Consider the following 23,690-nt stretch of genomic DNA (forward strand, 5'->3'; position numbering starts at 1 on the left):
CGCTGCAGCGAGAACGAACAAGCCCGGCGCAGGCCGGGCTTGTTCGTTTCGGGCTCTCGTCATGGAAGCCAGGCGTGCGGACAGAGGAGCGGCGGCGGCAGCCCCGCACGCGCCACGATCTTGCCTCGCCGCCCCGCCCTCATCCGCCCCTTCAGGGCGCTGTCTCCCGCAGGCGGAGAAGGGAGCCCCCAGGGCGTCTTCTGAAGATCCGATCGCCCCCTCAAAGCCCCTCTCCCGCGCGCGAAAGAGGGGTTGGGGTGAAGGCACCTGGCCGCCGTCGCCGCGCCCTCTTCGAACGCTCACGTCGGCCGCAGCGAACACTGCACCCAAGAACGCCCGGTCACGTCGGCGACCACGCCCATCACGCCATGGCGCCACCGTCCGTCTTCCGGTCCGCCGGCGAGCGCACGGTGTACCGGTACCGTGGTCTCGTCGCCGCAGCTCTGCAGGCGCGCACCGGCTTCGGCATCGTCGCGGAACACCGCCTTGGCGATCACGAACCAGCTCAAGGCCAGCGGCTCGCCCTGCGCCGACAACACCAGGCTCAAACCGCTGGGGCGCGGCAGTTCCGCGCCCGACAGCAACGCGTCGAGCTGACGCATCAGCGGCCCTGCATCGCCGAGCGCGGCCTGGGCCATCGCCGCCAGACGCAGGCGGTCGAGTTCGTGCGCGCGGGCGTAGAACTCGGTGCTGCCGTCGGGATTGACCCCGCACAGCCGCCACACCAACAGCGGCGAACGGAACCAGGCATGGCGCTCGCTCCACTGCGGCGGCAGGCGCCCGCCGGGCAGATCCACGTAGAGCTTGGTGGCCAAGGAACCGTCGCCGTGCCGGGCCGAGGCCCAGGCGCCGAAGATCAGCCGGCCGTGACGCTGATGTTCGAACCAGGCGCTCAGATCGCCTTGCCAATCCAAGGCCCGCGCCGCCAGCGCCAGCCGCGCGCGATCGTCGGTCTCCGGCGCGGCGACTTCGGCGGCCCAGCGCAGGCAGGGCTCGCGCGAGCTCCACGAGAACTCCACCGGCACACCGGTGTTGGTCAGGTCGCTGAAGTCCCAGGCGACTTCGGGCCAAATCGAACGCGACAGCGGCGCCAAGGTCCGGGCGAGCAAGGCCTCGGCCGCGGCGGCCGGGCCCGGCAGCACCCGCCCCAGGCGCTGCAGGGTGGCGGCGACCGGCGCGGGCAGCGCGGGCAGCGCCTCGTGCATCGTTTCCTCAGTGCGTTCGCAAAGCATCGCGTTCATGCCGACCTCACTGCACCGCGACCAGTTCTTCGGTCTCGTCGACCCACGCGCGCTGGTCGAACTGCCCCTGCATGCCGACGAAGGTGTAGCGCCGCCGGTACTTGCGCAGGTCCTTGTTGCGCAGGGCGATGCGCAGCTTGGCCGGATCGGTCTGCACGCCCGGCATCTCGATGCGTTCGCTGCGTTCGTAGCTGCCGTCCTTGTACTTGACGTCGATGTACACGCGCTTGACCTGCAGCGGGTCGAAGGTCGGGATGAACTCCAACTGCAGCGCATCCTCGAAGCTGTCGTGGACCACGATCTGCGGCACGTCGACCTCGACCGGCGCGGTCGCCGGATCCGGCTGCGTCGCGCCCTTGCGCCGTTGCACCAGTTGATACGTCACGCCGCGGTTGGCCGGCCCCGGCCGGGCGCCGCGCAGACGCCAGGTCTTGGGCCCGCTGTCCTTGGTCAGGACCAGGCTGGTACGCGGTTCGGGGCTGGAATAGCCGCGCGCCTGCAACCGCACCTCGATCGAATCGATCACGTCCCAATCGATGTCGCCGGGGATCGCGTTGATCTCGCGGAACTCGACGTGCTCGTAGGGGTTCACGAACAAGGTGCGGTCTTCGGTGGAAGACGCGGGGATCGTGTACGAATGCCGGTCGGCGGCCCAGTCCGACTGCGGATTGAAATGGAACTGGTAAGCGGCGTCGTAGTCGAGATCGCGGGTCTGATTCATGAACACTTCGAACCGGCGCACGCCGTGGTCGTCCGGGGTGAACACGAAATCGGCGTGCTTGTGATCGCGCGGCTTGCTCTTGTCGCCGTAGTCCAGCGCGATCTGCGCCGACAGCAGGTCGATCGGCTCGAACGCGATCGGCAGGCTCGCCTCGACCGCGAACTGGCGGAAGAACGGATCGTCCAGATCGATTTCCTTGAAGTATTTGGACTTGTCGCGCAGGTCGCCGAGCATCAAACCGAAGAAGCCCTGCGGCGCATAGGTGCGGCGGGTGGCTTCGGCCCGGTTGTAGCGCAGGGTCAGCTTCTTGCGTTCTTCCTGGCGCACGAACTTGAGCTTGAGCGACAGGCTGACCGCGGTCGGCGGCGTCGGCACGGTCGGCTGCGGCTGCGGCTGCGGCTGTGGTTGGGGTTGAGGCTGTGGTTGAGGTTGCGGTTGGGGCTGCGGTTGCAACGAAGCCGGGCGGCGCAGTTGGCCGCGCCAGCGGCTGGGCTGGGTACCGGCGACGCGGCCGGTGACGTGCACCACGCGGTTGTCCGGATCGCCGCCCATCGGGGTATGCGCGCCGGGGCGGCTGTCGGCCGGGTTGTCGCCGCTGGCGGTATGCGAGGTCACCGTGGCGCCGGCGCGACGCGCGACGGCCAGGGCGACGTCGAGCCGGCGCTGCGACAGCGACTGGTTGTGCGAACGGCGCTGCGACTCGCTGGCGCCGCTGACGTGCTCGTGGCTGGCATAGGCCTGCAAGCGCACGTTACGCGGCGGCGGCAGATTGCGGATCCACTCCGCCAGGCGCTCGGCGCCGCGCTGCGGGCCGGTCCAGTCGCCGTCGCCCTCGACGCGCAAGGTGCCCGATGCGTCCTGGTAGCGCGGGTCGGTGGTGGTGTTCTCGACGTAGGCGCGGTACTGCGCCGAAGGCGGGCTGACCCGCCAGCCGGAGGCGGCCGGCTTGTCGAAATCGAAGAACAGGCCGAAGGTCTGTTCCTGGGTCGCCGCCGGCCATTCGACTTCGATCAGCCGCGCGCCGTTGGGATCGACATTGACGGTGCAACGGCCTTGCGCGTCCAGCGCCACCGGCTGGGCGTCGACTTTGACCACCGCGCCGGCGCCGGTCACGGTGATGGTTTCGCTGAGGCCGCTGCTCGACGGCGTGTGGCTGACCGATTGTCCGGCCGGCAACGGCGAGGGTTGCTGCGATTCGACCGTGAGCGTGGCCGGTTGGATCTGCGCTGGCGGCGGCGTGGTGCCGGTACCGGGCGCCGTACCGGGACTGGTGGCGGCGGTACCGTTGAAGCCGCCGCCCGGCGCGCTGCTGCCGGGCGTCGTGCCGGTACCGGGCGTGGTGCCCGTGCCCGGTGTGGTGCCGGTACCCGGCTGCGTGCCGGTACCGGGCGTCGTGCCGGTACCAGGCGTGGTACCCGTGCCCGGCGTCGTGCCGGTACCGGGCGTCGTGCCGGTACCGGGCGTCGTGCCGGTACCGGGCGTGGTACCCGTGCCGGGCGTCGTGCCAGTGCCGGGCGTGGTACCCGTGCCAGGCGTCGTGCCGTCGGCGGCCAGGCGGCCCGGCACCAGGGTCGGCTCGAACCACTTGCTGAGCAGGTCGTTCTTGAAGAAATCCAGCGCCCACTGCTCCTGGTCGCGGCGATCCTCGGCGTCGGTGAAGGCCTCCACCTGAATATCGATCACGCCCTTCTGCACCAGCGATTCGAACGCGGCATCGATGCCGGCCTTGAACCAGGCGTATTGGCCTTCCAGGCTGGCGCTGAAGTGGTTGTAGATGCGCTCGAAGTCGGCGGTGATGGTCACCCGCAGCGCCGGCCGCATCGCCAGGTACTTGAAGTTGTAGATCACCCCGATCGGGGTCATGCCGTCGCTGAGCGCCTGCTCGAGGATGGTGGCGCCTTCGGCCGACAGGCTCAGGCTGAAGGCGGCGCGGTTGGCCGCGTCCATCGACGGCACGCTGGCGCCGAGGATGTGCTCGACCGCATTGAAAGTGCCCGGCTGCGCCGGTTGCGCCGAAGTGCCGCCGGAGCCTTGCACGTTCAAGGCCACGCACTGCACCGAGCCTTCTTCGAAGGTCGCCGGGCTCAGGCGCACCGGCAGCTGCACGCCGGGTTCGGCGTTGAGCCGGCCGACGATCTTGCTCTCCATCGACGAAGGCAGCTGCAGGGTGGTGACGAAGGTGACGAAGCCGCCCCCCTTGTTGGCGGCTGCGGCGTTGGCGACGCGGTACTTGAGGAAGCTGAATTCCTTGCGTCCGTCGGCTGGACGCGACGCCAACGCGACCGGGCCCGGCAGATACCAGAACTGGCTCTTGTCGGAGTGGTCGCGGAACACGGTGATGCCGTCGATGACGATCGGCTTTTCGAGACTGAGCATGTCGAACTCCGGAGATTCTGCGATGGACGCGCGGTGCGCGGCCGGTCCTTGTCCTTGCACGCCGGGCGGTGCGGGCGCTGGGCTCGTCATTCCCGCGAACGCGGGAACCCAGGGCTTCGCCGAAACACGGCGCTGAAGTCTCTGGGTCCCCGCTTGCGCGGGACGACGGCGGTGCGGGCACGTCCCGGGCCGGCGATCCTGTGGGTTGCGGTTGCGATCAGGGCATCTTCAGCACCAGATCGGTGGCCTCGCCCGGCGACCAGTTGAGGCTCTTGTTGGTGCCGTTCTCGAGCAGGTAACTGGCCTTGTACTCGTAGCGCATGCGCGCCGGGTCGAGGTAGTCGTACTCGAACTCGCCGACCGCCTGGGCGTTGTCGAATTCGAAGTCCTCGGCGAAATTCAGCCCGCCGACCAGATCCTCGAAGCGCAGCGAGACCTTGACCTTGCGCATCTTGCGCTTGGCGAAGTCGGTCGGCGGCTTGACCGTGACGATGCGCCGGCCCTTCATGCCCGCCTTGAGCATGATCCGGTTGCCGAAGGTCACCGACTCGGGGATCTCCTCGACGTCGCGCCCGTCCTTGTACAGGATGCTGACGCTGTAGAAGACCGCCTTGATATCGGGGTTGCGCATGTCCACAGCGAAGGTCTGCGAGGCCGATCCTTCCTGGAAGCTCATCGGCTGCTCGATCAGCACGTCGTTGGCGCGGTCTGCATAGCGCAGGTCGACGAACACTTCCTGCACTTCGTTCCAGTTGAAGTTCGGCACCACCTGCAGCACGCGCCGGGTCGGGAACGGATTGCGCACGGTCACCTGCGGCTCGTCCAGGTCGGCCCAATCGACGACCTTGTCCGGGCCGCTGACGGCGTGATGGACCAGGCGCACCTGGTAGCCGGTCTTGGCCAGGTCGATCATGAACATCTTCCAGGCTCCGGCCGGCGCGTCCTTGGTCAGCCGCACCATGTCGTTCTGGTTGATCTTGTTGGCCGGGTCGCGATAGCGCAGGAATACGTCGACCGAGCTGTAGCGGTCCCAGGGGTAGTTCTCGGCCAACACCGGCACGGTGTTGATCGCGTACAGGTCGCGCGGCACGACTTCGATGTTCTCCACGTCGAAGACCTGCGGCTTGGACTTGAGCTTGGTCGGCCGCTCGGCCGCGTCCACGCCCTTGAAGTTGACCTCGTACTCGACCTGCACCTCGCGCTTCATCGCCCCGCGCTCGAGCTGGCTCAGCCACTCGAAGCTGGCCTCGCCGGCGTTGGCGCCGAGCAGCGCGTTCTGCGCCTTGTCGCCGTAGCGCACCCGCACGTTGATGCTGCCGATGTCGTCGCCGGCCAGGTCGGCGCGCGAGATCACCTTGACCCTGCGCTTCTTGAAGAAGTCGTTGTCCAGGCTGATCTGCTTGACCAGCCGCTCGCGCGGCACGTTGCCGTCGCGGACGGTCTTGAACAGCGCCGCCAGGTGTCCTTGCGGATGGATCGAGCGCTTGATAGCCACGCGCTCGGAGAAGTTGACGTTGAGCTTCTTGCGGTCGACGCGCTTGTAGTCCATGCGCTTGTAGCTGAAGCTCGGCATCAGCGCGCCAATCGGTCCGCCGGCGGCGCGGGCCGAGGATTCGGCGGCGAACTTGCCGATCGCTTCCAGGCCGCGTTCGAAGTCGTTCTTCTTCTCCGGCGACCACGGCGGCAAGCTGGGCTGGAAGAAAGCGTCGGTGACCATGTTGCGGACCTGGGCCAAGGCCGCATCGCGGCGGTCGATGATGCCCTTGGTGTCCTCGCTCTCGGCGACGAAGGTGTCCGACTCCAGCACGATCGCGCGCTTTTCGACCAGCTCGTCGACCGCCTTGCCGATCTCGGTGGAGAAGAAGATGTTGCCGCCGGAGAAACTCTCGTCCATGTGCTTCTGGACGCGGTCCCAATCGATCTTCAGGTTGATGTTGTAGGCCGGGCGCAAGCCGAGGAAGTCCAGCGAGTAGATCACCGCCACCGGCAGGATCTCGCCCTCCAGGCACTGCTCCATCACCGTGTAGCCGTCCTGATCCAGGCGCACCGAGAACGCGGCCTGGTTGTTGCCGTACAGGGCGGGCTTGGCGGCCTGGTCGATCTTGAGCACGAACTGCGGACCGCCGCCCGGGGTCGCCGCGGTATCGCCGCTGGCCTTGCCGAGCATCAGCAGCCTTACCGATCCGTCTTCCAGCGGCACCGGGGCGATGCGCGGCTTGTTGCGCAGGTTCTCGGCGTTGGCGATCTCGCGCGCCAGATCGTCGATCTGCTTGGCGCTGGCGCCGACGTTGCAGTCGAAATTGAGGAACCCGCCGGTGCCCGCGTCGCCGCGGAAACCGATCAGGAGGAATTGCGGCACGTCGATGCCGAGCGACGGGTCGCGCACGGTGGTCAGATGCGGCGCGGTCGGCATGTAGTACCACTGCTCGGGATCGGCATGGTCCGGGAAGACCGAGATGCCGTTGATCTCGCGAGTGCGGCTGTCGAGGAGAAGCATGATCGGACTCCTTCCGAGTCAGGCGTGATGGCGGGTGGACGGCGGGCGGTGCGCGACCGCCGCTCCGGGCCTGCAGCGCAGGCCCGACGGCGGCGGCGCAACGCTCAGGCCGGCACTTCCAGGAACAGGGTCAGATCGGTGGCGTCGTCGAGCGCGACCACCTTGCGCGAGTTGTCGGCCATGAAATAGGTGATCTTGGCGTCGTACTCGGGGTCCTCGCCGTTGGCGATCGGCAGCTTCCAGCTCTTCTCCTCGTCGCCGGGCTTGAAGCGCAGGTCGATGCGCTTGGGCCCGTGCGACAGGGCGACGCTGACCATCTTCAGCTCGTCCCAGTTGAGCAGGTCCGGCACCACCGCCACTTCCAGCGCGTCCAGCTTCTTGCCGACCAGCACGGTCGAACGGCTGGCGACCTGCTCGGGCTCTTCCTTGCTGGTGCCGTCGGCGTACAGGGTGGTGACCGCGTACTTGACCGTGCCCAGGGTTTCGTCGACCACCGGGAAGGCCCAGTCGAACGAGGTCATGTCCTTGGACAGGGTGATCACGGTCTTCTGGCTGTACTTGTTGGCGGTGTCCTCGTAGCTGCCTTCCACCGTGATCGACGCGATCTCGTTCTCCAGATCGCCGGCGGCGCGGAAGCTGACCGTCTTCTGGGCGGTGAACGGGTCGTCGATGTACAGCTCCTTGGCCTGCTGGGCGCCGGCCTTCTTGATCTGGCGGCCGTCGGCCAGCGAGTACAGCAGTTCGTACTCGATGTCCTGGGTGCGCGGCACGCCGATGATCTTGCGCAGCTGGAAGGTCGGCGTGTCCTTGGTCAGGTTGAACTTGGCCTCGACCGGTTGCTTGCCGCCCTTGTAGCGCACGGTGACCTGGGTGCGCGGCACCTGAGCGAAGTCGATGTCGCCGGGACCGATGTCCAGCGACAGCAGGCCCAGGTCGTCGACGTTGATCACCAGATTGGTGTCGTCGGTCTCGATTTCCGGCGACTGATGCTTGAACGCGTTGCCCTTGTAGTTGACCGTATAGGAATACTTGAACTTACGAATGCCCTGATGCACGAAGGCCTCGAACTTGGCCACGTCGTCCGGGCTGGTGAAGGTGAACTCCTGCACCTTCTTGTTCGGGCCGTGCGGGTAGTTGATCTTGACCTCGACGCTGTGGATCGGCAGGTTGGCGAAGTCGGCGTTGACCCGCATGTTCACCCGCACGGTCTTGAGGAACTCGTCCAGGTTGATCTTGGAGTAGTAGTTCTCCCACTTCAGCGCTTTGTTCTTGCCGTCCTTGAGCGACGTGATGGTGGGCAGCATGCCCTGCGGGTTGCGGTTGACGATCACCGCCTTGGCCTCGCTCCATTCGACCCGCACGTTGGCGATCTGGGTCTTGCTGACCGCGCGGCGGATCTTCTCGAAGTCCTGGCCTTCCTGCAGTTCCTTGATGTTGGGGTCGACCTCGGCGATTTCCTTCAGCAGGTTGCGCTGCACCGCCGCTTCCAGCTGCTTGTTGATCGCCGCGCGGATGTCGGCCTCCAGCTTGGCGTTTTCTTCCGGAGTGCCGTTGGGCGCTTGGACGAAGTCGAAATGGGTCTTGGTGACGTCGTTCTTCCAGCGCGTCGAGCTGACCATCTCGCTGTAAGCGTCGTCGCCCCAGCAGTTCTCCTTGACCGTGACGTCTTGGGCGAAGCGGTAGAACTCCGACGCGTTCCAGGTGCCCCAGGCCTTCATTTCCGGCAGGCGCATATAGCAATTGAGCTTGTACACGACCTGCACGGCCGAAGCCGAGCCGGTGCTCAGGGTCTCCTTGAAGATCGCCGTGCCCAACTCGGACAGTTCGACCATGAACGAGGCCTTGTTGTCGCCGTACAGCGAGGGCTTGCCGGCGCCGCGGATCTTCTCGACCAGGGCGCCGCCCTCGGTCAGCAACAGCTCGACCGTGCCGTCGGTCCACAGCACCGGCGCCAGCACCACCTTGGGCGGGGTCTTGCCCTTGTACTTCTCCGCCAGCTCCTTCTGCAGTTCGGCGGTGATCTTCTTCTTCTCGTCGGCCGGCACCGACAGATCGGTGTCGAACGCGATGAAGCCGCCGAACTTCTTTCCGCCGTCTTCGCGGATCTGGCCGTATTCGACGAAGCGCAGGGCCAGGTCGCCGTTGCTCATGCGCGCGAACGTCGGGCCCTGCGGCATGATGTAGAAAGTGTGGTCGTTGGCATCGTCGCCGTAGACGAAGTAGTCGCCGACGTTTCTGCCGCTGTCGAGTTTCATCATGGACCTGCTCCTTATCCGATAGTCCGCCGCGCCCCAGTCCGGGAGCGCGCTGCGTTTTCCTGTCGCCGCGGCGCGAATGCCGCGACCCCTTGCGATCCGGTCGAACTTTGCAAACGCCGCCGGCGATCGCGTCCGGACAACGTTTTTCCCTGGTTTTTCGCTGTTTCTTCCACGTCCCTGCCCCGCATCGGCATGAGCTTCCCCGCCGCGCGCCGACCGGCGCACGCTGTTTCGGAACGAACGCTGCCTGCGCGGCCGGCGACGGCCGCGTCGGGTCCACGTTGTCGTTGCGGCTCAGGCCGCAGGCGCAACTCGCGCCGATAAGGTCCGTCGCGGCGCACACACCGCGGCGCAAGCGTCAACTTCGCGGCAGGCCCCAGTCGGCCGCGTCCGCCGCATACCAGTGCGTCTTCGGCACCGATCGCGGCGTGATGTCTTCCTGTCGGTAGTCGCTGCGCGCGACCGAACTGAATCCGGCTTCTCCGGTCCCGTCGCGCACGCGCGATTCGTGCTCGCTGGATTCGCTCGCCGTTACCGTTCTTTCGCGCAGCGCCGGTTCGACGTCGGCGATCAGGTAGCGGATCTCCAGCCATCCGCGCTGTCCGGACAGGGCCTTGCGCGCCTTGTCCAGTTGTTCGCCGGCCAGCATGGCGCTGAACGCTGCGTGGTACGGCGGCGCGCCGGACGTGCGGCTGCTCGCCAAGCGCAGATAACCGCCCTGACCGTCGCCGATCTGCAGCACCGCTTCGCCGACCTCGACCGGCGCCGGGTACAGCCGCACCTGCTCAGGCGGCAGTTGCGCACGCACGGCCAACTCGGCGCGCAACGCGCCCAACCGGTCCGCGTCCACGCCCCAGACCGCGGTCAGCGACAGCATCGCCATCGCGCCCACCGCGACCAGCGAGAACTGCGGCCGGCCTTGGTTGTCCGTGGCCAGCGCCGGCGCTTTGGCGCGGTAGTACCAGGTAGCCGGCTCGTCCGCCGGCGCCGCCAGCACGCCGGCGATGTCTTGGTATTCCTCGTGTGCGGGGTTGCGGATCATGCTCCTGCTCCGGCGGTCGTCCTTGGAATTTGGCTGCTGCGCAGGCGCAGCGGCGTATCGGGTTGCAGCACCGGCGACCACGGCGATTGCGGCGACCAGCGCCAGCGATAGCCGGACCGGAACGGCGACAGCGCCAACCAGTGCCAATCCGCCTGCGCGGCGTTGCGGCTCAGGCGCAGGCTGCGCCGGCGCTTGGGGTCGCCGATGCGGTCTTCCGGCGCCAGCTCGATCAGCAATTGCGGCGCGTCGTCGTCGAAGTCGGCGTCGACCCTGAGCTCGCGCACGCCGGCGCCCTCGAAGCTGAAGGCATCCAGGCGCAACGCCTCGGCCTCCACCGGCGCCAGCGCACAGCAGCGGCCGTCGGCACGGGCGCGTGCGAGACCGCGGATCGCGGCCTGTTCGAGGTCGGGCGGGATCGCGAACGCCAGCGTCGGCGCGTCGCGATCCAACCGGCCGCGCGACGACCAGGGCTTGCCGCGGCGCAGGCCGGCGCATTCCAGATCGATGTCGGCCTGCTCGAGAAACGCCGGTTCGGCCTCGACCGGGATCAGGCGCAGACCGAAGTCTTCCGGCGCGATCAGCAGGTGCTCGCGATCGGACTGTTGCAGCGGCCCCTTGAAGATTTCCGCACGGCCTTCGTGCAGCAGCACCGCCGAGGTTTGCCACGAATAGCTCAGCGCCTCGCTCGGCGACAAGCGAAGATCCAGCCGGACCGGACGGTCGCTCGCATCCAAGGGGGCGGACGCCTTGATCGTGAACGGCCGCGACGGCAGGCGCGCCGGCAGCTTCACTTCCACCTGGGCCTGGGCCAGGCCGACCCGACGTTCGGGCATGTTCGGTCGCACCGTCAGCGCGCGCCAACCGCTGCTCAGCGCGCGCACGTCGTGACGACGCACGACCGCATCGTGCATCGCCGCCGGCATCGTGCGCAGCGGGCCGAGCGGATCGGCTTGAATGGCGAACAGGCGCGGCGCCAGCATCGGTTCGGCCAGATCCCAGCGCACTCGCCCGGCAGGCATCGCCGCCGGATCGAAGGCCAGCCGTACCCCCGGCTCGACCTCGGCCGGCGTCGGCGCGAGCGCGGCGAAACGCACGGCGATGCGATCGAGCAAGGCATCGGCCAGCCGCTGCGGCGTCCAGCCATCGGTCGGCGCCTGCGCGGGAAAACCCAGGCTCTGGGGCGCTTCGATCAGACGCTCGCGCAACAGGTCGCGGTCCAGTGCGAGCTGCCCCTGGCCGAGCTGGCGCACCGCGCTCAGCAACGCGGCCGGGTCGAACTCCAGCGTCGACGGCAAGCGATCGGCGACGCCGCGCACCCGCAGCCAGGCGTTGGCGCTGACCGACAACAGGCCGCGTTGCAGCGCGGCGACGAACAGGTCGCTGGCCGCGCTGTCCAGGCGCAGCGCAAGGCCCAGTGCGCCGAGGCTGGCGACGTCGAGCGGCAACAGCTCGCCCAGCGCCGGCGGCAGATCCAGCGCCTCGACCGCGTCCAGGCGCAACCAGCCGCCGTCGGCCGGCAACGCCGACAGCGCGAAGCTCTGCCCCGCATCGAACGCCGCCTGGCGCGCGGCCTCCAGGCCGAACTCGGCGGCGAAACCCAGCGAGAGGATCGAGAAGCGTTCCAGCCCGGCGCGGCCGCGGTCCTGCTGGAACAGGTCCAGGCGCAGCGGCGGCTCGGCATCGGCGCCGCAGGCGACCAGTTCGGTCGGCGGCAGCAGAAAGGCGCCGGGACGGTCGTAGGCGGCGAACGCGATGCGTTCGCCGACGTTCATCGGATTGCGCCAGTCGGGGCGGCCGGAGAAGGACATGGCTCAGACCGCCGTCACGAACAGGTCGACGGTGTCGACGCGCTGCCACGCGGTGGCCGGAACGCGCTGGCCGGACTTGTAGATCACGGTCTGGCGGTACTCGTAGTAGCCCTCGCTGTCGCGGCGCAACAGGATGTCCATCAGCGGCACCGGCACTTCGACCTCGACCAGCAGGGTGGAGGCGTTGAGGAACGCGCTGCGGTTGCCGCGGAACTCGACGATGATGCTGTGGATCTCGCCCTCCGGGCGACCGGCGTTGAGCAGGATGTCCGTCGCCGTCGAGACCCGGATCGTGCGCACCGTTTCCTGCTCGATCGAGTCGTCGAGCACGTATTTCATGATCGCTTCGCCGTCCGGCACGCTGCGCACCGAGCCGGTATCGAAGATCGCGTCGGCCGGCAGCGCGCCCGGCGGCGGGGTCAGCGGCTGCACGGTGAAGGCGATGCGCTGCTCGGGCTCGATCTCGACCGGTCGGCTCAGGTCCAGACCGTCGATGCGGGCATCGACCAGGCCTTCGCCGCGGCTGATCCAGGTCGGCAGGCGCTGGAAGCGCAGCTTGCTCTCGGTGGCGTTGATCAGTTGCACCGCCACCGCGCCGGTCTGCGGATCGGGCGTCTCGATCGACTGGAACATCTCGCCTTCCATGTCGGCGAAGTTGAGCCGCACCGGCACGGTCACGTTCTCGTTGACGCCGCTGCTGACCACCACGTGGCCCTGCAGCAGATTGGAGTTGGACGTCGACATCAGCGCCGCGACCGCTTCCTGGAAGGCGGCGAACTCGAAGCGCTCGTTGAAGGTGAAGCCGTTGTCCCAATCGATGGTCGCCGGCACCGCTTCGGTGCGCACGCCGCCGTTCCGGTTAAGGGCCAACTGCAGGGTCGAAGACGCTCGCAGCAAGCGCAGCTCGAACTCGCGCCGGGGGTTGTCGGCGCTGGCAGGCACCTGCGCGGCGAGTTCGCGGCGCGCGGCGAGCAGGCGCTCGCCGTCGGTCACCGGGCGCACTTCGCACGTCAGGTCGACCATCACGTCGTCGGGCGTATCGCCCTGATCGACCCGGAACACCAGCGACGGTGCGTGCGGCGCTTCGCTGCGCCGCGCCAGCTTGAACGCGTCCGGCAGGTAATAGATGCGACTGGGATCGGACAGGTCCTGGAAGTACGGATGACTGCGCCCGCTGCCGGCGGGATAGCGCAGCGAATGCACCACCCAGCGGCTGACGCCGGCGTTGTTGCGGCTGCCTGCGGGATAGACGTAAGGATGCAACTGCGGGTCGAAGAACAAAGCCACCGCCCAGTCCTGCACCTGATGGCTGACTTGGTAGCGCTGTTCCTGCGGTTGCGGTTGCGGTTGCGGCTGAGGCTGAGGCTGTGGGCGCGGCTGCGGGCGCGGGAACGGCATGCCGCCGATGCGGCCGCGCCCCGGCAGCGGACGCCCGACCGGCAGACCGCCGGCGATGCCGCCGCCGGCCATGACGTCGCCGATGCGCACCGCGCGCGCGGCGGCGACGCCCGCCGGCGCGGGCGTGGCCGCATGCGGCGCGATCGCGGCCGGTGCGAGGGCCGCCGGCGCCACCCGCACTGCGGCGTCGGCACGCAGCAGGCTGGCCTTGGAGAATTGCATCTGCCCTTTGACCATCATCAACTGGCGCCTGGGCGTGTCCGCAGCGCTCGACGCCGGCAGCGGCACCGCGACCGAGAACGCACGCGAGACCAGCAACCGCGCCTGTGCATCGGCGGACATGAAGGCGCGCAGCAGGCCGTCGCGCTCCGCCAAGCCCATGCGCAGCAGCATCACGCAGCCGCCGCGCGGATCGTCCTGGACCTCGGCCACCGGCACGCGTTGTTCGATCGCCGTGCCCGGTACGCGATAGGCGATCGTGGCCTGGCGCGTCAGCGGCAACATCTGCGCGCTGCGCGCGGCCTCGGCGATCTCTTCGGCGGGATAGGTTTCCACCGCCAGGCTGACCGCCCACAGGCCGTCCTGACCCAGCGCGACCCCGACCTCGTATTGGCCGTTGTGCTGGCGCAGGCGATAGCGCGGCAGCCAGTAGCGCTGCTGCGGATTGCGCGGGTCTTCGTACAGGCAGCGGTCGTCGGGCGCGGCGCCGGGGCTGATGGGCTGCGGCGAATCGGCGCGGACGAAGCCGGCGCCGGGCGCGGTCGCGAACAGGTCCGGGCGCAGGTCGTTCAAACGCGGCCGCAACGCGCGGCCCTCGATCTGCGCGCGCAGCGCCGCGGGGTTCATCCGCAGGCCAGGCACCGCCGGGCGCATGCGCAGTTCGCCGACTGCGGCCGCCGGCGGCGCGACCACCGCCGACACGCCGGGCGGCGGCGGCATCGGCGCGGCGGCCGCCGGCGGCGGCGGTGCGACCACGACCGCCGGTGCGGGCGCAGGCGCGACCGGCGTGGCCGGATGCGGCGCCGGCGGCGGCGGGCGCATGCCGGCGAGGATCTGGTTGAGATTGAGCAGACGGCCTGCGGGCATGCGGATCTCCTTGAATCAGCGACAGGGCGCTGTCCGGCCCGGCGCGTACGCCTTGCCGTCGTCCTTGGGTGTGTGGAGTTCGGGCGCGTATTGCGGCACCGATCACGTTCGAATCAAACGCGCGTGCAGTTGCGCGGCGGACATTTCAGGAATGAAACGTTTTGCGCCAGGCGGGTTCGGAGGCCGGCGTTCAAGGCCGCGCAGCAGGACGCGGACGCGGCGACGGCCCCGGTTCGGGGCCGTCGCCGCGGGCGTGGGCGCAGTTCGTCGGCGCTGCGGCCGCCGCCGGTTCAGGCCGGGCGTTCGTCGTAGTGGAAGACCTTGGACACGATCCACCAGCGCCCGTCGATCTTGAGCCAGGTCAGCAGATCGACGAAGCGCCGCGGCCGCACCGTGCATTCGGCGCGCACCAGCGCGGTGACCGGCCCGATCCACTCGATCGAGACGATGCGGTCTTCGCGCGGCTCGCCCTTGCTGGCCGGCGAAGGCCGCGCATCGATCACCGGCCAGTACTCGTCCATGCCGCGGGTCAACAGTTCGCCGCCGCTGGCGGTGGCGTACAGCGCGCGCGGATGCAGCACCTGGCGCAAGCGCGCGCTATCGCTGCGGTACAGGCCGTCGAAGTAGTCCTGCATCGCCGCGGTCAACGCGGCGCGATCGGCTTCGCGTGGTTCGGGCGGCCTGCCGGGCGCCCCCAAGCTTGCGTCGGCGCTCGCCGCCCGCTCGGCGCGCCAGGCGGAAACCGGGTGCCCGCCGATGCCCCAGTTGTCGGCTTCGACTTCGTCGACGACGACGAACGTGGTGGCCGGGTCTTTGTCGAGCACGTCCGCCATCATTTGCGTCGCGCGGCGGATCAGTTCGGCTTTGCGCGGCGCGTCGAGGCCGTCGCGGGTCGCCTGGATCAGAATGTAGGGCATGGCGGTCTCCTTCAGGCGGCGAGCAGGCCTTCGGCGCGCAAGGATGCGATCACCGCCGGGCGCTGGGCGACCCGGTGCAGGTAGGCCTGCAGTCGCGGCAGATCGCCCAGCTCCAGCGCCACATGAGGCGCCCAGCGCGCGACCGCGAACAGATAGGCGTCGGCGACGGTGAACGCCGCGCCGGTCAGATAATCCCCGTCGAGCCGGCTTTCCAGCCATTCGAACCGGCGCCGCAGACCGGCGCGCAACGGCGCCTTGGCGGCTTCGTCCAGATCGTTGCGGAACAACGGCGTGAACGACTTATGCAATTCGGTGGCGACGTAGTTCTGCCATTCCAACACGCGGTAGCGCGCCAATCCGGCGCGCGGCAGCAAGACGTCTGCGGCGGCGAGCTCGCTGAGGTACGGGCCGATGATCGGTCCTTCGCTGAGGCGCTGGCCGTCGGCCAGTTCGAGCAGGGGCACCTGGCCCTTGGGATTGATCGCGTAGTAGTCGACGCCGGCCTCGGTGCGGTGCGCGCCGGTATCGACGCGCTCAAGAGCGAACGCAGCGCCGGTTTCGCGCAGCAGGATGTGGCTGGCCAGCGAGCAGGCGCCGGGCGAGTAGTAGAGCTTCATGCAGGCTTCCTTGTGGATGGGGAGCGACAGCCGGCATGCTATTGATGCGTCCGAAGCGCATAAACGCGTCCGGATTCAATTCATAAGTTACATGGCGTAATCCATGACCCGACAGTTCGACGCCCTCATGCTCGGCAGCATCGAGTTGTTCTGCCTGTCCGCCGAGGCCGAAAGCTTTACCGCCGCGGCGCTGCAGGCCGGCCTGACCCCGGCCGCGGTCAGCCGCGCGGTGGCTCGCCTGGAGGCGCGCCTGGGCGTGCAGCTGTTCGTGCGCAGCACGCGCCGGGTGCGCCTGACCGACGCCGGCCGCAGCTATCTCGCCCATTGCCGGCTGGGATTGAACCAACTCGCCGAGGCCGAGCGCGAAGTGAGCGGTCAACAGCGCGCGCCGGCCGGCAAGGTGCGGATCAGTCTGCCGACGCCGGTCGCCCACCATCTGCTGCTGCCGACGCTGGCGCGGTTCCGCCGCGCCTATCCGGACGTGACGCTGGAGATCCAGCTCAGCAACCGCAACATCGATTTCACCGCCGACGGCTTCGATCTGGCGATCCGCGGCCGCGCGCCGCCGGACTCGGGGCTGGTGGTGCGCAAACTGTTCGATGCCGAGCTGACGGTGGTCGCCGCGCCCGACTATCTGCAACGCGCCGGCATTCCACGCACGCTGGAGGATCTGGCCGAGCACGACTGTCTGCAGTTCGTCCTGCCCAGCAGCGGCCAGACCGTGCCCTGGCAGTTCCGCCGCGACGGCTGCGACCTGGAGCTCCACACCCGCGGCGGCCTGCAGTGCTCGGACGACTTTCTGGGCCCGGCGACCTTGGCGCGCGCCGGCGGCGGCCTGCTGCAGACCTACCGCTTCATCGTCGCGGCCGATCTCGAACGGGGCGCCTTGCAGGAAGTGCTGGGCGAATACGGCGGCCGGTCGCGGCCGTTCTCCCTGGTCTATCCCAGCGCGCGCCACGTCGCCTCGCGGGTGCGCGCGCTGATCGATTTCCTGGTCGCGCAACTGCCGGCGCAGGTGTGAGCGACGGTCAGCGCGCCTGTGCGCCCGGCTCGGGCACTTGGATCAATCCTTGGCAAAGACCGCCGCCGCCGATGCCGGTGCTCTGCACTTCGATGCGCACATCGGCCACCCGAGGCGAACCTTCCTGATCGGGCGCGACCACGAAGGTCACCACGCAACGGCTATGCGCGCCCTGCTCGGCCACCACCTGGCCCGAGGCCCGATTGACCAGTTGCGAGCGGTCGTCGTACTCGCGCGAGTAACTCAACAGACGCAATTCGCCGGACTGCTGCAATTCCGCTCGTCCCATCCGCTCCAGCACCTGCTGTTCCGGCTGGCCCTGCCAGACCATGATCGCCGAGGCTTCCTTGGGATCGAGCCGGCGCTGGCCGCGGATCGAGGCGGCCTTGGCGGCGAAGGCCTGATCGACGCGATGCTTGCGCAGCAACGGTTCGCCGTACTGCTGCGCTTGCGCAGCCAATCGGTCCATGGTTTGCGCGATGGCTGCGTACTCGCGTTGGTACTGCGCCTTTTCGGCGGCGCTCAGCGGCCGGTCGCCGGCGCTCTTGGGCCGCTGCGCGCCCGCCCACAAACCGCTCCAGGCCACTTCGCGCAGCACGAAGAAGTTCGGCGTGTCCGCCACCCATCGCAGCGAGCGCAGGCCCAGAGGCTCCAGCGCGGCGTCGAATCGCGCCTGATCGAACCCATCCCCGCCGCGCGCGGCGTTTTCGGCCTCGCGCACCGGCACCTCGTTGCAGGCCAGTGCCTGCGCCCGCAATGCGACCGCATCGTTGGCCGGTCGCCAGGCCGCGGCGGCGATGCCCAAGCGCTGCCCCTCGCGGCTCATGCGATAGCCGCCCTCGCCGACTTGCAGGCGCACGCTGTCGGGTCGCGGCGGCGGCTCGGCCGCTGCCGGTGCGCGCTTGCGCCGGCCCGGATACTGCGGCAGGGGCTGCGCGCATTCGAACTGCAGCGGCACCACCGACCAATCGGCCTCGGCCGCGCTTTCGAACACGGTGTAGACATCGATCTGGCGGATCGCGACCGGCGCCAGGATCTGTTCCATCGGCGTGCGGTCCTGGATCCGGCCGAGGTCGGCGAAATAAGCGCGGCGTTGGCCGACTGCGCCCTCGCTGTGCAGCAGCACCACGCCAGCCTGCGCCGAGACGGCGAACAAACCCGATGCGGCGACGCCCAGCACCCGCCGCGACAACATCGCACGCGCGCTCACAGCCGCAGCTCCAGCACCCGATCGCCGCTCAATTGCGCCCGATAGCGGCCGGCGCCTTGCGCGCGCAACTCGTACAAGCCGAACGGCGTGACCAGTGCGGCGCGGGACAGTCCGCCGCCGGCGTCGAGCGCGATCACCCGCAGGCGCTGGTCGTTCCACACCGACGCCTTGGCGAAGTGCGCGCGCAGAGCCGCATCGGCGTGCAGCTCGCCGACACAGCGGCCGCGCTCAAGACGGAAACTCGCCGCACCGTCGAGGGCCTGCTCGACCAGACGGCCGCCGTAACGGCGTTGCGCCAACGGACACCGCGCGGATTTCAGATCGACGGGCCGGGGCAGGAACGGCGCCGCCAGCAGCATCGCGGTGGATTCGATCGACGAGACCCACTCCGCATTCGAGGCCACGCTGGCGGCGATCGCGCGTTGCGGCCACAGCACCAGCGCCGCGCGTGCGCCTTCGGTGATACCGGCGTGGTGGACGATGCGGGCGCCGTCCGGGTCCAAGCCCAGGCGCCAGCCCAGGCCGAGGCGATAGTCGCGCTCCTGCACTGGCCGGCCGTCGTTCAATCGCAGCGGCTCCTGCATCGCGGCGAAGGTCTCGGGCCTGACGATCTGCCCGTTCATCAGGCGGCCGCCGAAGCGGACCAGCGACTCCGGCGTGCCGGCGAGCCCGCCGCCGCCCCAGGAGTAGCTGAAATCTCGCGGTCGCTCGACCCGGTGCGCGGTACCGCCATCGAGCTCGTACAACTGCGACTCGCCTTCGCCGCGGCCGCCGTGCTCGGCGCCGATGCGCAGCCCCGGCACGATCGCGCGTCCGATGTAGTCCAGGAACGGCTGGCCGGCCGCGTCCTCGATCGCTGCGCCGATCAGGGTGTAGCCATAGGAGGAGTAGTGGTAGCTCGTGCCCGCCGCGCTCAGCAGCGGGCGCGCAGCGAATACGCCGACCGCCTCGCGCTGGCTGGCGTAGCGACGACCGTCGCGGCCGATGTCCTCGTCGCCAGCCTGGTAGTGCGGCAGTCCCGCCACGTGCGCCGCTACCTGACGCAGGTTCATCGGGCCCCAAGCGGCGGGCAGCCAGGGCAAACGCGCCTTGAGCGGCGCATCCAGATCGAGCTTGCCGTCCTCGCTCAGCTTCGCCGCGGCGGTCGCGGCGATCGCCTTGGACACGCTGGCGAAACGGAACACCGTGTCGGCGCGTACCGGTCTCCGCGCCTCCGCATCGCGCCAGCCGGCGCAACCGGTCCAGGCCACTTCGCCGTCGCGCCACACCGCTGCGCCCATGCCGGGCACGCCGTTGCTGCGGACCAAGGCATCGAGCAGGGTCTGCGCGGTGATCGCGGCGGAACTTTCGGGCGCGTGGCCGCAGTCGGCGAGCGCCGTCGAGGCGGCGACCGGCAGCACGACGGCGAACACGCGGGCGGCGAGCGATGGACGGGAATGGCGCGGGCGGATCATGCCGGCGGGACTCCTGATGAGCGGAGCCCCACTGTAGGAACCGCTACGGCGCCGCGCACCTGGTTTGGGATGGACCGTGCACGCACTGAGACGAACCGGTCCGGCGCAACCGGCGCGACGGGCTCACCCCATGCCGGCGCCGTCCTGCAGCCGGGCGAGCAAGGCGTCGATATAGGTGCGGCTGACCCGCAGCGGCGTGCCGTCCTGCAGGCGGGCGATCGCGTCGCGATTGGGCAGGGCCTGCAACTCGGCCACGCAGTCCACGCGCACGATGGCCGAACGGTGCACGCGCACGAAGCGCAGCGGGTCCAGGCGCTCGGCCAACCGATGCAGCGGCTCGCGCAACAGGTGACTGCGGCCGCCGACGTGCAGCAGCGCATAGTCGCCGTCGGCCTGAATCCATTCGATCCGCTCGGCCTCGACGTACACCGCGCGCCGCCCGACCCGCACCGCGAATCGGCGCAGCGGCGCGATGGCCGGCACCGTGGCGCCGATGCCTTCTCGCTCGCGGCGACGCCGGCGCGCACGCTCCACCGCTTCGTCGAAACGCGCATCGTCGATCGGCTTGAGCAGATAGTCGACCGCCTCCAGGGCGAAGGCCTGCACCGCGTACTGGGCGTGCGCGGTCAGCAGGATCGCCAGCGGCCGCCGGGGCGGCGCCTGCGCAGCGAGCCAGTCCAGGCCGCTCTGGCCGGGCATCTGCACGTCGACGAAAACCAGATCGACCGGCGCCGCCGTCAAACCGGCGCGTGCCGCTTCGGCATCGGCATAGTCGCCGGCGAGCGACAGATCGGAATGGCGCGCCAAACGCTGGACCACTCCGCAGCGCGCCAAAGGTTCGTCGTCGATCACCGCCACCCGCATCAGCGCCCTTCTCCCGTATCGATCGATGCAACCGCACTGCGCGCGGAGCGCAGCGGCAAGCGCAGGCGCACCCGGTAGCGGCCGTCGCCGTCGAGCCCGGCCTGGAAAACATGCCGTTGCGGATACAACGCCTGCAAACGCTCGCGCACATTGCGCAGGCCGATCGCGCCGCCGGCGCGCACCGGCCCGGTGTCGCCAGGCGGGGCCGTGGCCGGGTCGTTGGCGATGTCGATCCGCAGCATGTCGCCGTCGGCGGCGATGTCCAGATCGATCCGTCCGGGCTGCGTGCGGCGGGCGATGCCGTGGCGGATCGCGTTCTCCACCAGCGGCTGCAGTAGCAGATACGGCACCGGCGCCGGCAACACGCCGGCGCCGATCTTCCAACCCAGTCGCAGACGCTCGCCCAGGCGCGCCTGCTCGACCTCCAGATAGGCCTCGGTCAGCGCGAGTTCCTCGGCCAGGCTGACTTCGTGCCCGCGTTCGCCATCGAGCGTGGCGCGCAGAAACTCGCTCAGGCGCACCAGCATCCGCTGGGCCTGCCCCGCCTGTCCTTCGCCGATCAGCGCCGAAACCGCATTGAGCGTATTGAAGAGGAAGTGCGGCTGCAGTTGGTAGCGCAGCGCGGTCAGCTCGGCGTCGCGCGCCAGCGCCCGCGCCTGCGCCGACCGCTCGCGCTCGCGCCGCAACTGCGCCGCGTATGCGACCACCGCATGGATCGCGCAGGCCGCCACCAGGCTCAGCCAGGCCCCCTCCAGCCCGCGCAAGGTCGACGTCCAGTCGAACGAAGGCGGCAACGAACCGCGCGCGAGCAACGGCGGCAGCAGCAACAGCCAGCGGCTGGTCCAGGCCATCAGGAACGTGGCCGGCAACAACACCGCCGCCGTCGCCGCCAGCGAGCAACGCCGCCGCAGCGCTCGCTGCAAGGCCGTCAGCGGCAGCAACCACAGCGCGAATGCCCACAGATACATGCTGCGCGACACGCTCGCCGGACCATGGCCGAGGATCGGCAGCACGCTCAGCAGCAGGCAGGCCGCCAACGGCAGCGTCGCGAGCAAGGGCAGCCAGAACGGCGGCTCGTCGTCGCGGCGGTGCAAGTCATCGTAGGGGGCGTTCATCGGATCGGCGGCACCGAACATCCAGACGGGCGATCGGCGCCCATCATGCCAGCGCCGGCGGGCGCACAGGACCGGTATACCGCAGCGCCGGCTACCCGGCGCACGCTGGCCCGACCGAAGCGGCCGGCCGTGCATCCGCCGCGGCGGGCCGGTGGATGGGGATTGCCGGGCGGTCACTGTGCGCGTCGTGCGCACGGCATCGCCCGGCTGCATCGGCCTACCGCTGCCCCGTGCTGCGCGCTTGGCCCCGCGAAACCCCACCCGCTACCATGCGCCCATGTCGAAGCATCGGATGCAAGACGACAACGACGGCCACGTCATTCACCTCGTGCCGCGACTCAGCCCCGCAGCTTCGCCGGGACCAGCCCCCCGTTCGCTGCGGTTCCCGCGCCGCATGGGCACGGCCGGGCGGATCGGATTCGCGCTCATGAACCTGATCGCCGGCGCCGGCGCGGTCTGGGCCGTGGCCCAACTCTGGACCGAGCCGACGCCGGGCTGGTGGTTCAACCTGATCTTCACCGTCATGCTCGTCGGCCTGGCTGTCGCGCTGTGGGCGGTCTTGGCCGCCTGCATCCGGCAGGCGAAGCTCGAACGCGGGCTGGAAGCGCAGTGGCGCGAAATCCGCCCTGGGGCGATCGCCGCCGCCGGCCGGGTGACCGGCCGGCACTGGGTGCTCGCCGAAGACGGCTCGCTCTCGTCCTTCGCCTTGATCGTCCGGCTCGGCGACGGCCGGGCGCTGGAAGGACGGTGGAATCCGCAAAGCTCACGCGACTATTTGCTGCAAACGCAGGTCCCCGGCGTCGGCGCAGAGGCACGGGTCTGGTACGTTCCCGACGCCGCAGCCGAGGCGCCGCTGGTGATCGAAGTCGCAGACGCCAGCGTCGTGGGTTGAGTTCCGCTGCCTGCAGCCCGCGTCCCCGCGGCGGCCCGCCGCGTCATATCCGCGGGCGAGACTTCAGCTCGGGGGCCGGCCCGGGGGACGCCCCGTTCCAACCGCGTAGTCGGCCGGCCCGGTCGGTGGCCTCGATCAGAGTGGCGAGTTCACGAAGTCGCTTGAACGTCTCCAGCGGCAGCCCCGCCTGGGCGTAGGATCGAATCCGCAGCGCTTCGTGCCGCGGATCGCGGAGTTCTACAGGCCTTTGCAACGCGTTCCGCATCGGAGCGGACTCGACGTTCAGACCGCCTGCGGCTCGATGACGGCGTTGACCGCCCATTGCGCGGCAAAAGCGCGCAGGTAGGCCGGCCGCGCTTCGCCGCGGGCGACATAGGCGGCCAGACGCGGGAACTCGTCCAGCAACCCCGACGGCCTCAGCCGCAACAGCACCGACACCATCATCAGGTCGCCGGCGCTGAATCCTCCGTCGAGCCATTCTGTCCGGCCCAGGCGGGTCGCCAGTTGCGCCAACCTCTGCCGGATGCGGTCTTCGACCAGCGGCAGGCGTTGGCCGGCCCAGGGCCGGTCGCCTTCCGCCAGTCTGGCGACCGCCAGATCGAGGATCGGCGGTTCGACCGTGTTGAGCGCGGCGAACATCCAGGCGATCGCGCGCGCCCGTGCATCGGCATCGTCGGGCAGCAAACCCGCATGGATCTGCGCCAGATGCAAGACGATCGCGCCGGTTTCGAACAAGGCCAGACCGCCTTCCTCATACGTGGGAATCTGGCCGAAGGGATGCAGGCGCAGATGGGCCGGCTCCTTCATCGCGCGCAAGGACACGAACCGGACCTCGTAGGGCCGGCCGACCTCCTCCAGCGCCCAGCGCACACGCGTATCGCGCGCCAGTCCTTTGCCGCCGTCGGGCGATCGTTCGAAGGCGGTGATGACGATGGTCATTGCGACGTGTTCCTCGGTGAATATCGGTGGCGGGGCGAGCCGATCGCCCCCTTCACCTCGGCGACGAACGACTGAGCGCAGATTCGACAACCGTCCGTTCCTCGGCCGAATCAGGGACGGCAACCTTCCGGCGTCCCGCGATTGCGCCTGTGCTCCGACGGACGGCTCCGAGGACGCCTCCCCGAAACCGATGCCGCTCGCCGCGTCCAGCCCCATCGCGGCACTCGCGTTCCG

16 protein-coding genes are annotated in these 23,690 nt (G+C 69.3%); 2 read left to right on the top strand and 14 right to left on the bottom strand.

Translation table 11 applies throughout. From position 1 onward, the window contains the following. Nucleotides 1-299 precede the first annotated feature (299 nt). From V2J18_RS19090 to gstA, 9 genes are all read right to left on the bottom strand, one after another. A complete protein-coding gene (locus tag V2J18_RS19090; RefSeq protein WP_336132607.1) occupies nt 300-1,241 on the bottom strand; it encodes a hypothetical protein in 942 nt (313 codons plus the stop codon). Nucleotides 1,242-1,248: 7 nt separating this feature from the next. Continuing rightward, nucleotides 1,249-4,338 carry a hypothetical protein gene (locus V2J18_RS19095; RefSeq protein WP_336132608.1) on the bottom strand — a complete coding sequence of 1,030 codons (3,090 nt, stop codon included), beginning with the start codon at nt 4,336-4,338 and terminating at the stop codon, nt 1,249-1,251. Between the two features lie 217 nt (nt 4,339-4,555). Continuing rightward, nucleotides 4,556-6,835, bottom strand: coding sequence for a hypothetical protein (locus V2J18_RS19100; RefSeq protein WP_064747285.1), 2,280 nt, complete (start codon nt 6,833-6,835; stop codon nt 4,556-4,558). A gap of 104 nt (nt 6,836-6,939) precedes the next feature. Beyond that, nucleotides 6,940-9,093, bottom strand: a complete 2,154-nt coding sequence (locus V2J18_RS19105; RefSeq protein ID WP_064747286.1) for a hypothetical protein — start codon at nt 9,091-9,093, stop codon at nt 6,940-6,942. A 358-nt stretch (nt 9,094-9,451) separates the two neighbouring features. After that, nucleotides 9,452-10,135 carry a hypothetical protein gene (locus V2J18_RS19110; RefSeq protein WP_064747287.1) on the bottom strand — a complete coding sequence of 228 codons (684 nt, stop codon included), beginning with the start codon at nt 10,133-10,135 and terminating at the stop codon, nt 9,452-9,454. Continuing rightward, nucleotides 10,132-11,943, bottom strand: coding sequence for a hypothetical protein (locus tag V2J18_RS19115; protein WP_336132609.1), 1,812 nt, complete (start codon nt 11,941-11,943; stop codon nt 10,132-10,134). The genes V2J18_RS19110 and V2J18_RS19115 overlap by 4 nt, the downstream gene beginning before the upstream one ends. A gap of 3 nt (nt 11,944-11,946) precedes the next feature. Beyond that, nucleotides 11,947-14,427 carry a hypothetical protein gene (locus tag V2J18_RS19120; RefSeq protein WP_336132610.1) on the bottom strand — a complete coding sequence of 827 codons (2,481 nt, stop codon included), beginning with the start codon at nt 14,425-14,427 and terminating at the stop codon, nt 11,947-11,949. Nucleotides 14,428-14,717: 290 nt separating this feature from the next. Further along, nucleotides 14,718-15,344 carry a 2-hydroxymuconate tautomerase family protein gene (locus tag V2J18_RS19125; RefSeq protein ID WP_222423776.1) on the bottom strand — a complete coding sequence of 209 codons (627 nt, stop codon included), beginning with the start codon at nt 15,342-15,344 and terminating at the stop codon, nt 14,718-14,720. Between the two features lie 11 nt (nt 15,345-15,355). Next, nucleotides 15,356-15,961: a glutathione transferase GstA gene (gstA, locus tag V2J18_RS19130; protein WP_336132611.1), complete on the bottom strand. Its 606-nt coding sequence runs from the start codon at nt 15,959-15,961 to the stop codon at nt 15,356-15,358. 103 nt (nt 15,962-16,064) lie between these two features. On the opposite strand from gstA, the gene V2J18_RS19135 reads away from it, so the two are divergent. After that, entirely contained in the window at nt 16,065-16,982 is a 918-nt protein-coding gene (locus V2J18_RS19135) for a LysR family transcriptional regulator (RefSeq protein ID WP_064748936.1), read from the top strand. Nucleotides 16,983-16,989: 7 nt separating this feature from the next. Here V2J18_RS19135 and V2J18_RS19140 read toward each other — a convergent pair whose 3' ends face one another. The 4 genes from V2J18_RS19140 to V2J18_RS19155 form a co-directional block, all read right to left on the bottom strand. Continuing rightward, nucleotides 16,990-18,192 carry a hypothetical protein gene (locus tag V2J18_RS19140; RefSeq protein WP_141233525.1) on the bottom strand — a complete coding sequence of 401 codons (1,203 nt, stop codon included), beginning with the start codon at nt 18,190-18,192 and terminating at the stop codon, nt 16,990-16,992. Beyond that, the gene (locus V2J18_RS19145; RefSeq protein WP_336132612.1) at nt 18,189-19,646 is read right to left on the bottom strand and encodes a serine hydrolase domain-containing protein; all 1,458 of its coding nucleotides are present in this window, start codon (nt 19,644-19,646) and stop codon (nt 18,189-18,191) included. Before V2J18_RS19145 ends, V2J18_RS19140 begins: the two co-directional genes overlap by 4 nt. 123 nt (nt 19,647-19,769) lie before the next feature. Beyond that, entirely contained in the window at nt 19,770-20,510 is a 741-nt protein-coding gene (locus V2J18_RS19150) for a LytR/AlgR family response regulator transcription factor (RefSeq protein WP_064748939.1), read from the bottom strand. Then, nucleotides 20,510-21,625 (bottom strand): sensor histidine kinase, encoded by a 1,116-nt coding sequence (locus V2J18_RS19155; RefSeq protein WP_186442617.1) that lies wholly within the window; start codon nt 21,623-21,625, stop codon nt 20,510-20,512. The genes V2J18_RS19150 and V2J18_RS19155 overlap by 1 nt, the downstream gene beginning before the upstream one ends. Before the next feature lie 427 nt (nt 21,626-22,052). On the opposite strand from V2J18_RS19155, the gene V2J18_RS19160 reads away from it, so the two are divergent. Next, the gene (locus tag V2J18_RS19160; protein ID WP_075575201.1) at nt 22,053-22,517 is read left to right on the top strand and encodes a hypothetical protein; all 465 of its coding nucleotides are present in this window, start codon (nt 22,053-22,055) and stop codon (nt 22,515-22,517) included. Between the two features lie 282 nt (nt 22,518-22,799). On the opposite strand, the gene V2J18_RS19165 is transcribed toward V2J18_RS19160, so the two are convergent. Further along, nucleotides 22,800-23,456: a glutathione S-transferase family protein gene (locus V2J18_RS19165; protein WP_064748942.1), complete on the bottom strand. Its 657-nt coding sequence runs from the start codon at nt 23,454-23,456 to the stop codon at nt 22,800-22,802. Between the last annotated feature and the right edge of the window lie 234 nt (nt 23,457-23,690).

Source organism: Lysobacter firmicutimachus, from assembly GCF_037027445.1.
Lineage (GTDB): Bacteria > Pseudomonadota > Gammaproteobacteria > Xanthomonadales > Xanthomonadaceae > Lysobacter > Lysobacter firmicutimachus.

Coding starts and splice junctions, on each gene's coding strand:
- V2J18_RS19090 (WP_336132607.1), bottom strand. CDS start 1,241: ATGAACGCGATGCTTTGCGAACGCACTGAGGAAACGATGCACGAGGCG.
- V2J18_RS19095 (WP_336132608.1), bottom strand. CDS start 4,338: ATGCTCAGTCTCGAAAAGCCGATCGTCATCGACGGCATCACCGTGTTC.
- V2J18_RS19100 (WP_064747285.1), bottom strand. CDS start 6,835: ATGCTTCTCCTCGACAGCCGCACTCGCGAGATCAACGGCATCTCGGTC.
- V2J18_RS19105 (WP_064747286.1), bottom strand. CDS start 9,093: ATGATGAAACTCGACAGCGGCAGAAACGTCGGCGACTACTTCGTCTAC.
- V2J18_RS19110 (WP_064747287.1), bottom strand. CDS start 10,135: ATGATCCGCAACCCCGCACACGAGGAATACCAAGACATCGCCGGCGTG.
- V2J18_RS19115 (WP_336132609.1), bottom strand. CDS start 11,943: ATGTCCTTCTCCGGCCGCCCCGACTGGCGCAATCCGATGAACGTCGGC.
- V2J18_RS19120 (WP_336132610.1), bottom strand. CDS start 14,427: ATGCCCGCAGGCCGTCTGCTCAATCTCAACCAGATCCTCGCCGGCATG.
- V2J18_RS19125 (WP_222423776.1), bottom strand. CDS start 15,344: ATGCCCTACATTCTGATCCAGGCGACCCGCGACGGCCTCGACGCGCCG.
- gstA (WP_336132611.1), bottom strand. CDS start 15,961: ATGAAGCTCTACTACTCGCCCGGCGCCTGCTCGCTGGCCAGCCACATC.
- V2J18_RS19135 (WP_064748936.1), top strand. CDS start 16,065: ATGACCCGACAGTTCGACGCCCTCATGCTCGGCAGCATCGAGTTGTTC.
- V2J18_RS19145 (WP_336132612.1), bottom strand. CDS start 19,646: ATGATCCGCCCGCGCCATTCCCGTCCATCGCTCGCCGCCCGCGTGTTC.
- V2J18_RS19150 (WP_064748939.1), bottom strand. CDS start 20,510: ATGCGGGTGGCGGTGATCGACGACGAACCTTTGGCGCGCTGCGGAGTG.
- V2J18_RS19155 (WP_186442617.1), bottom strand. CDS start 21,625: ATGAACGCCCCCTACGATGACTTGCACCGCCGCGACGACGAGCCGCCG.
- V2J18_RS19160 (WP_075575201.1), top strand. CDS start 22,053: ATGAACCTGATCGCCGGCGCCGGCGCGGTCTGGGCCGTGGCCCAACTC.
- V2J18_RS19165 (WP_064748942.1), bottom strand. CDS start 23,456: ATGACCATCGTCATCACCGCCTTCGAACGATCGCCCGACGGCGGCAAA.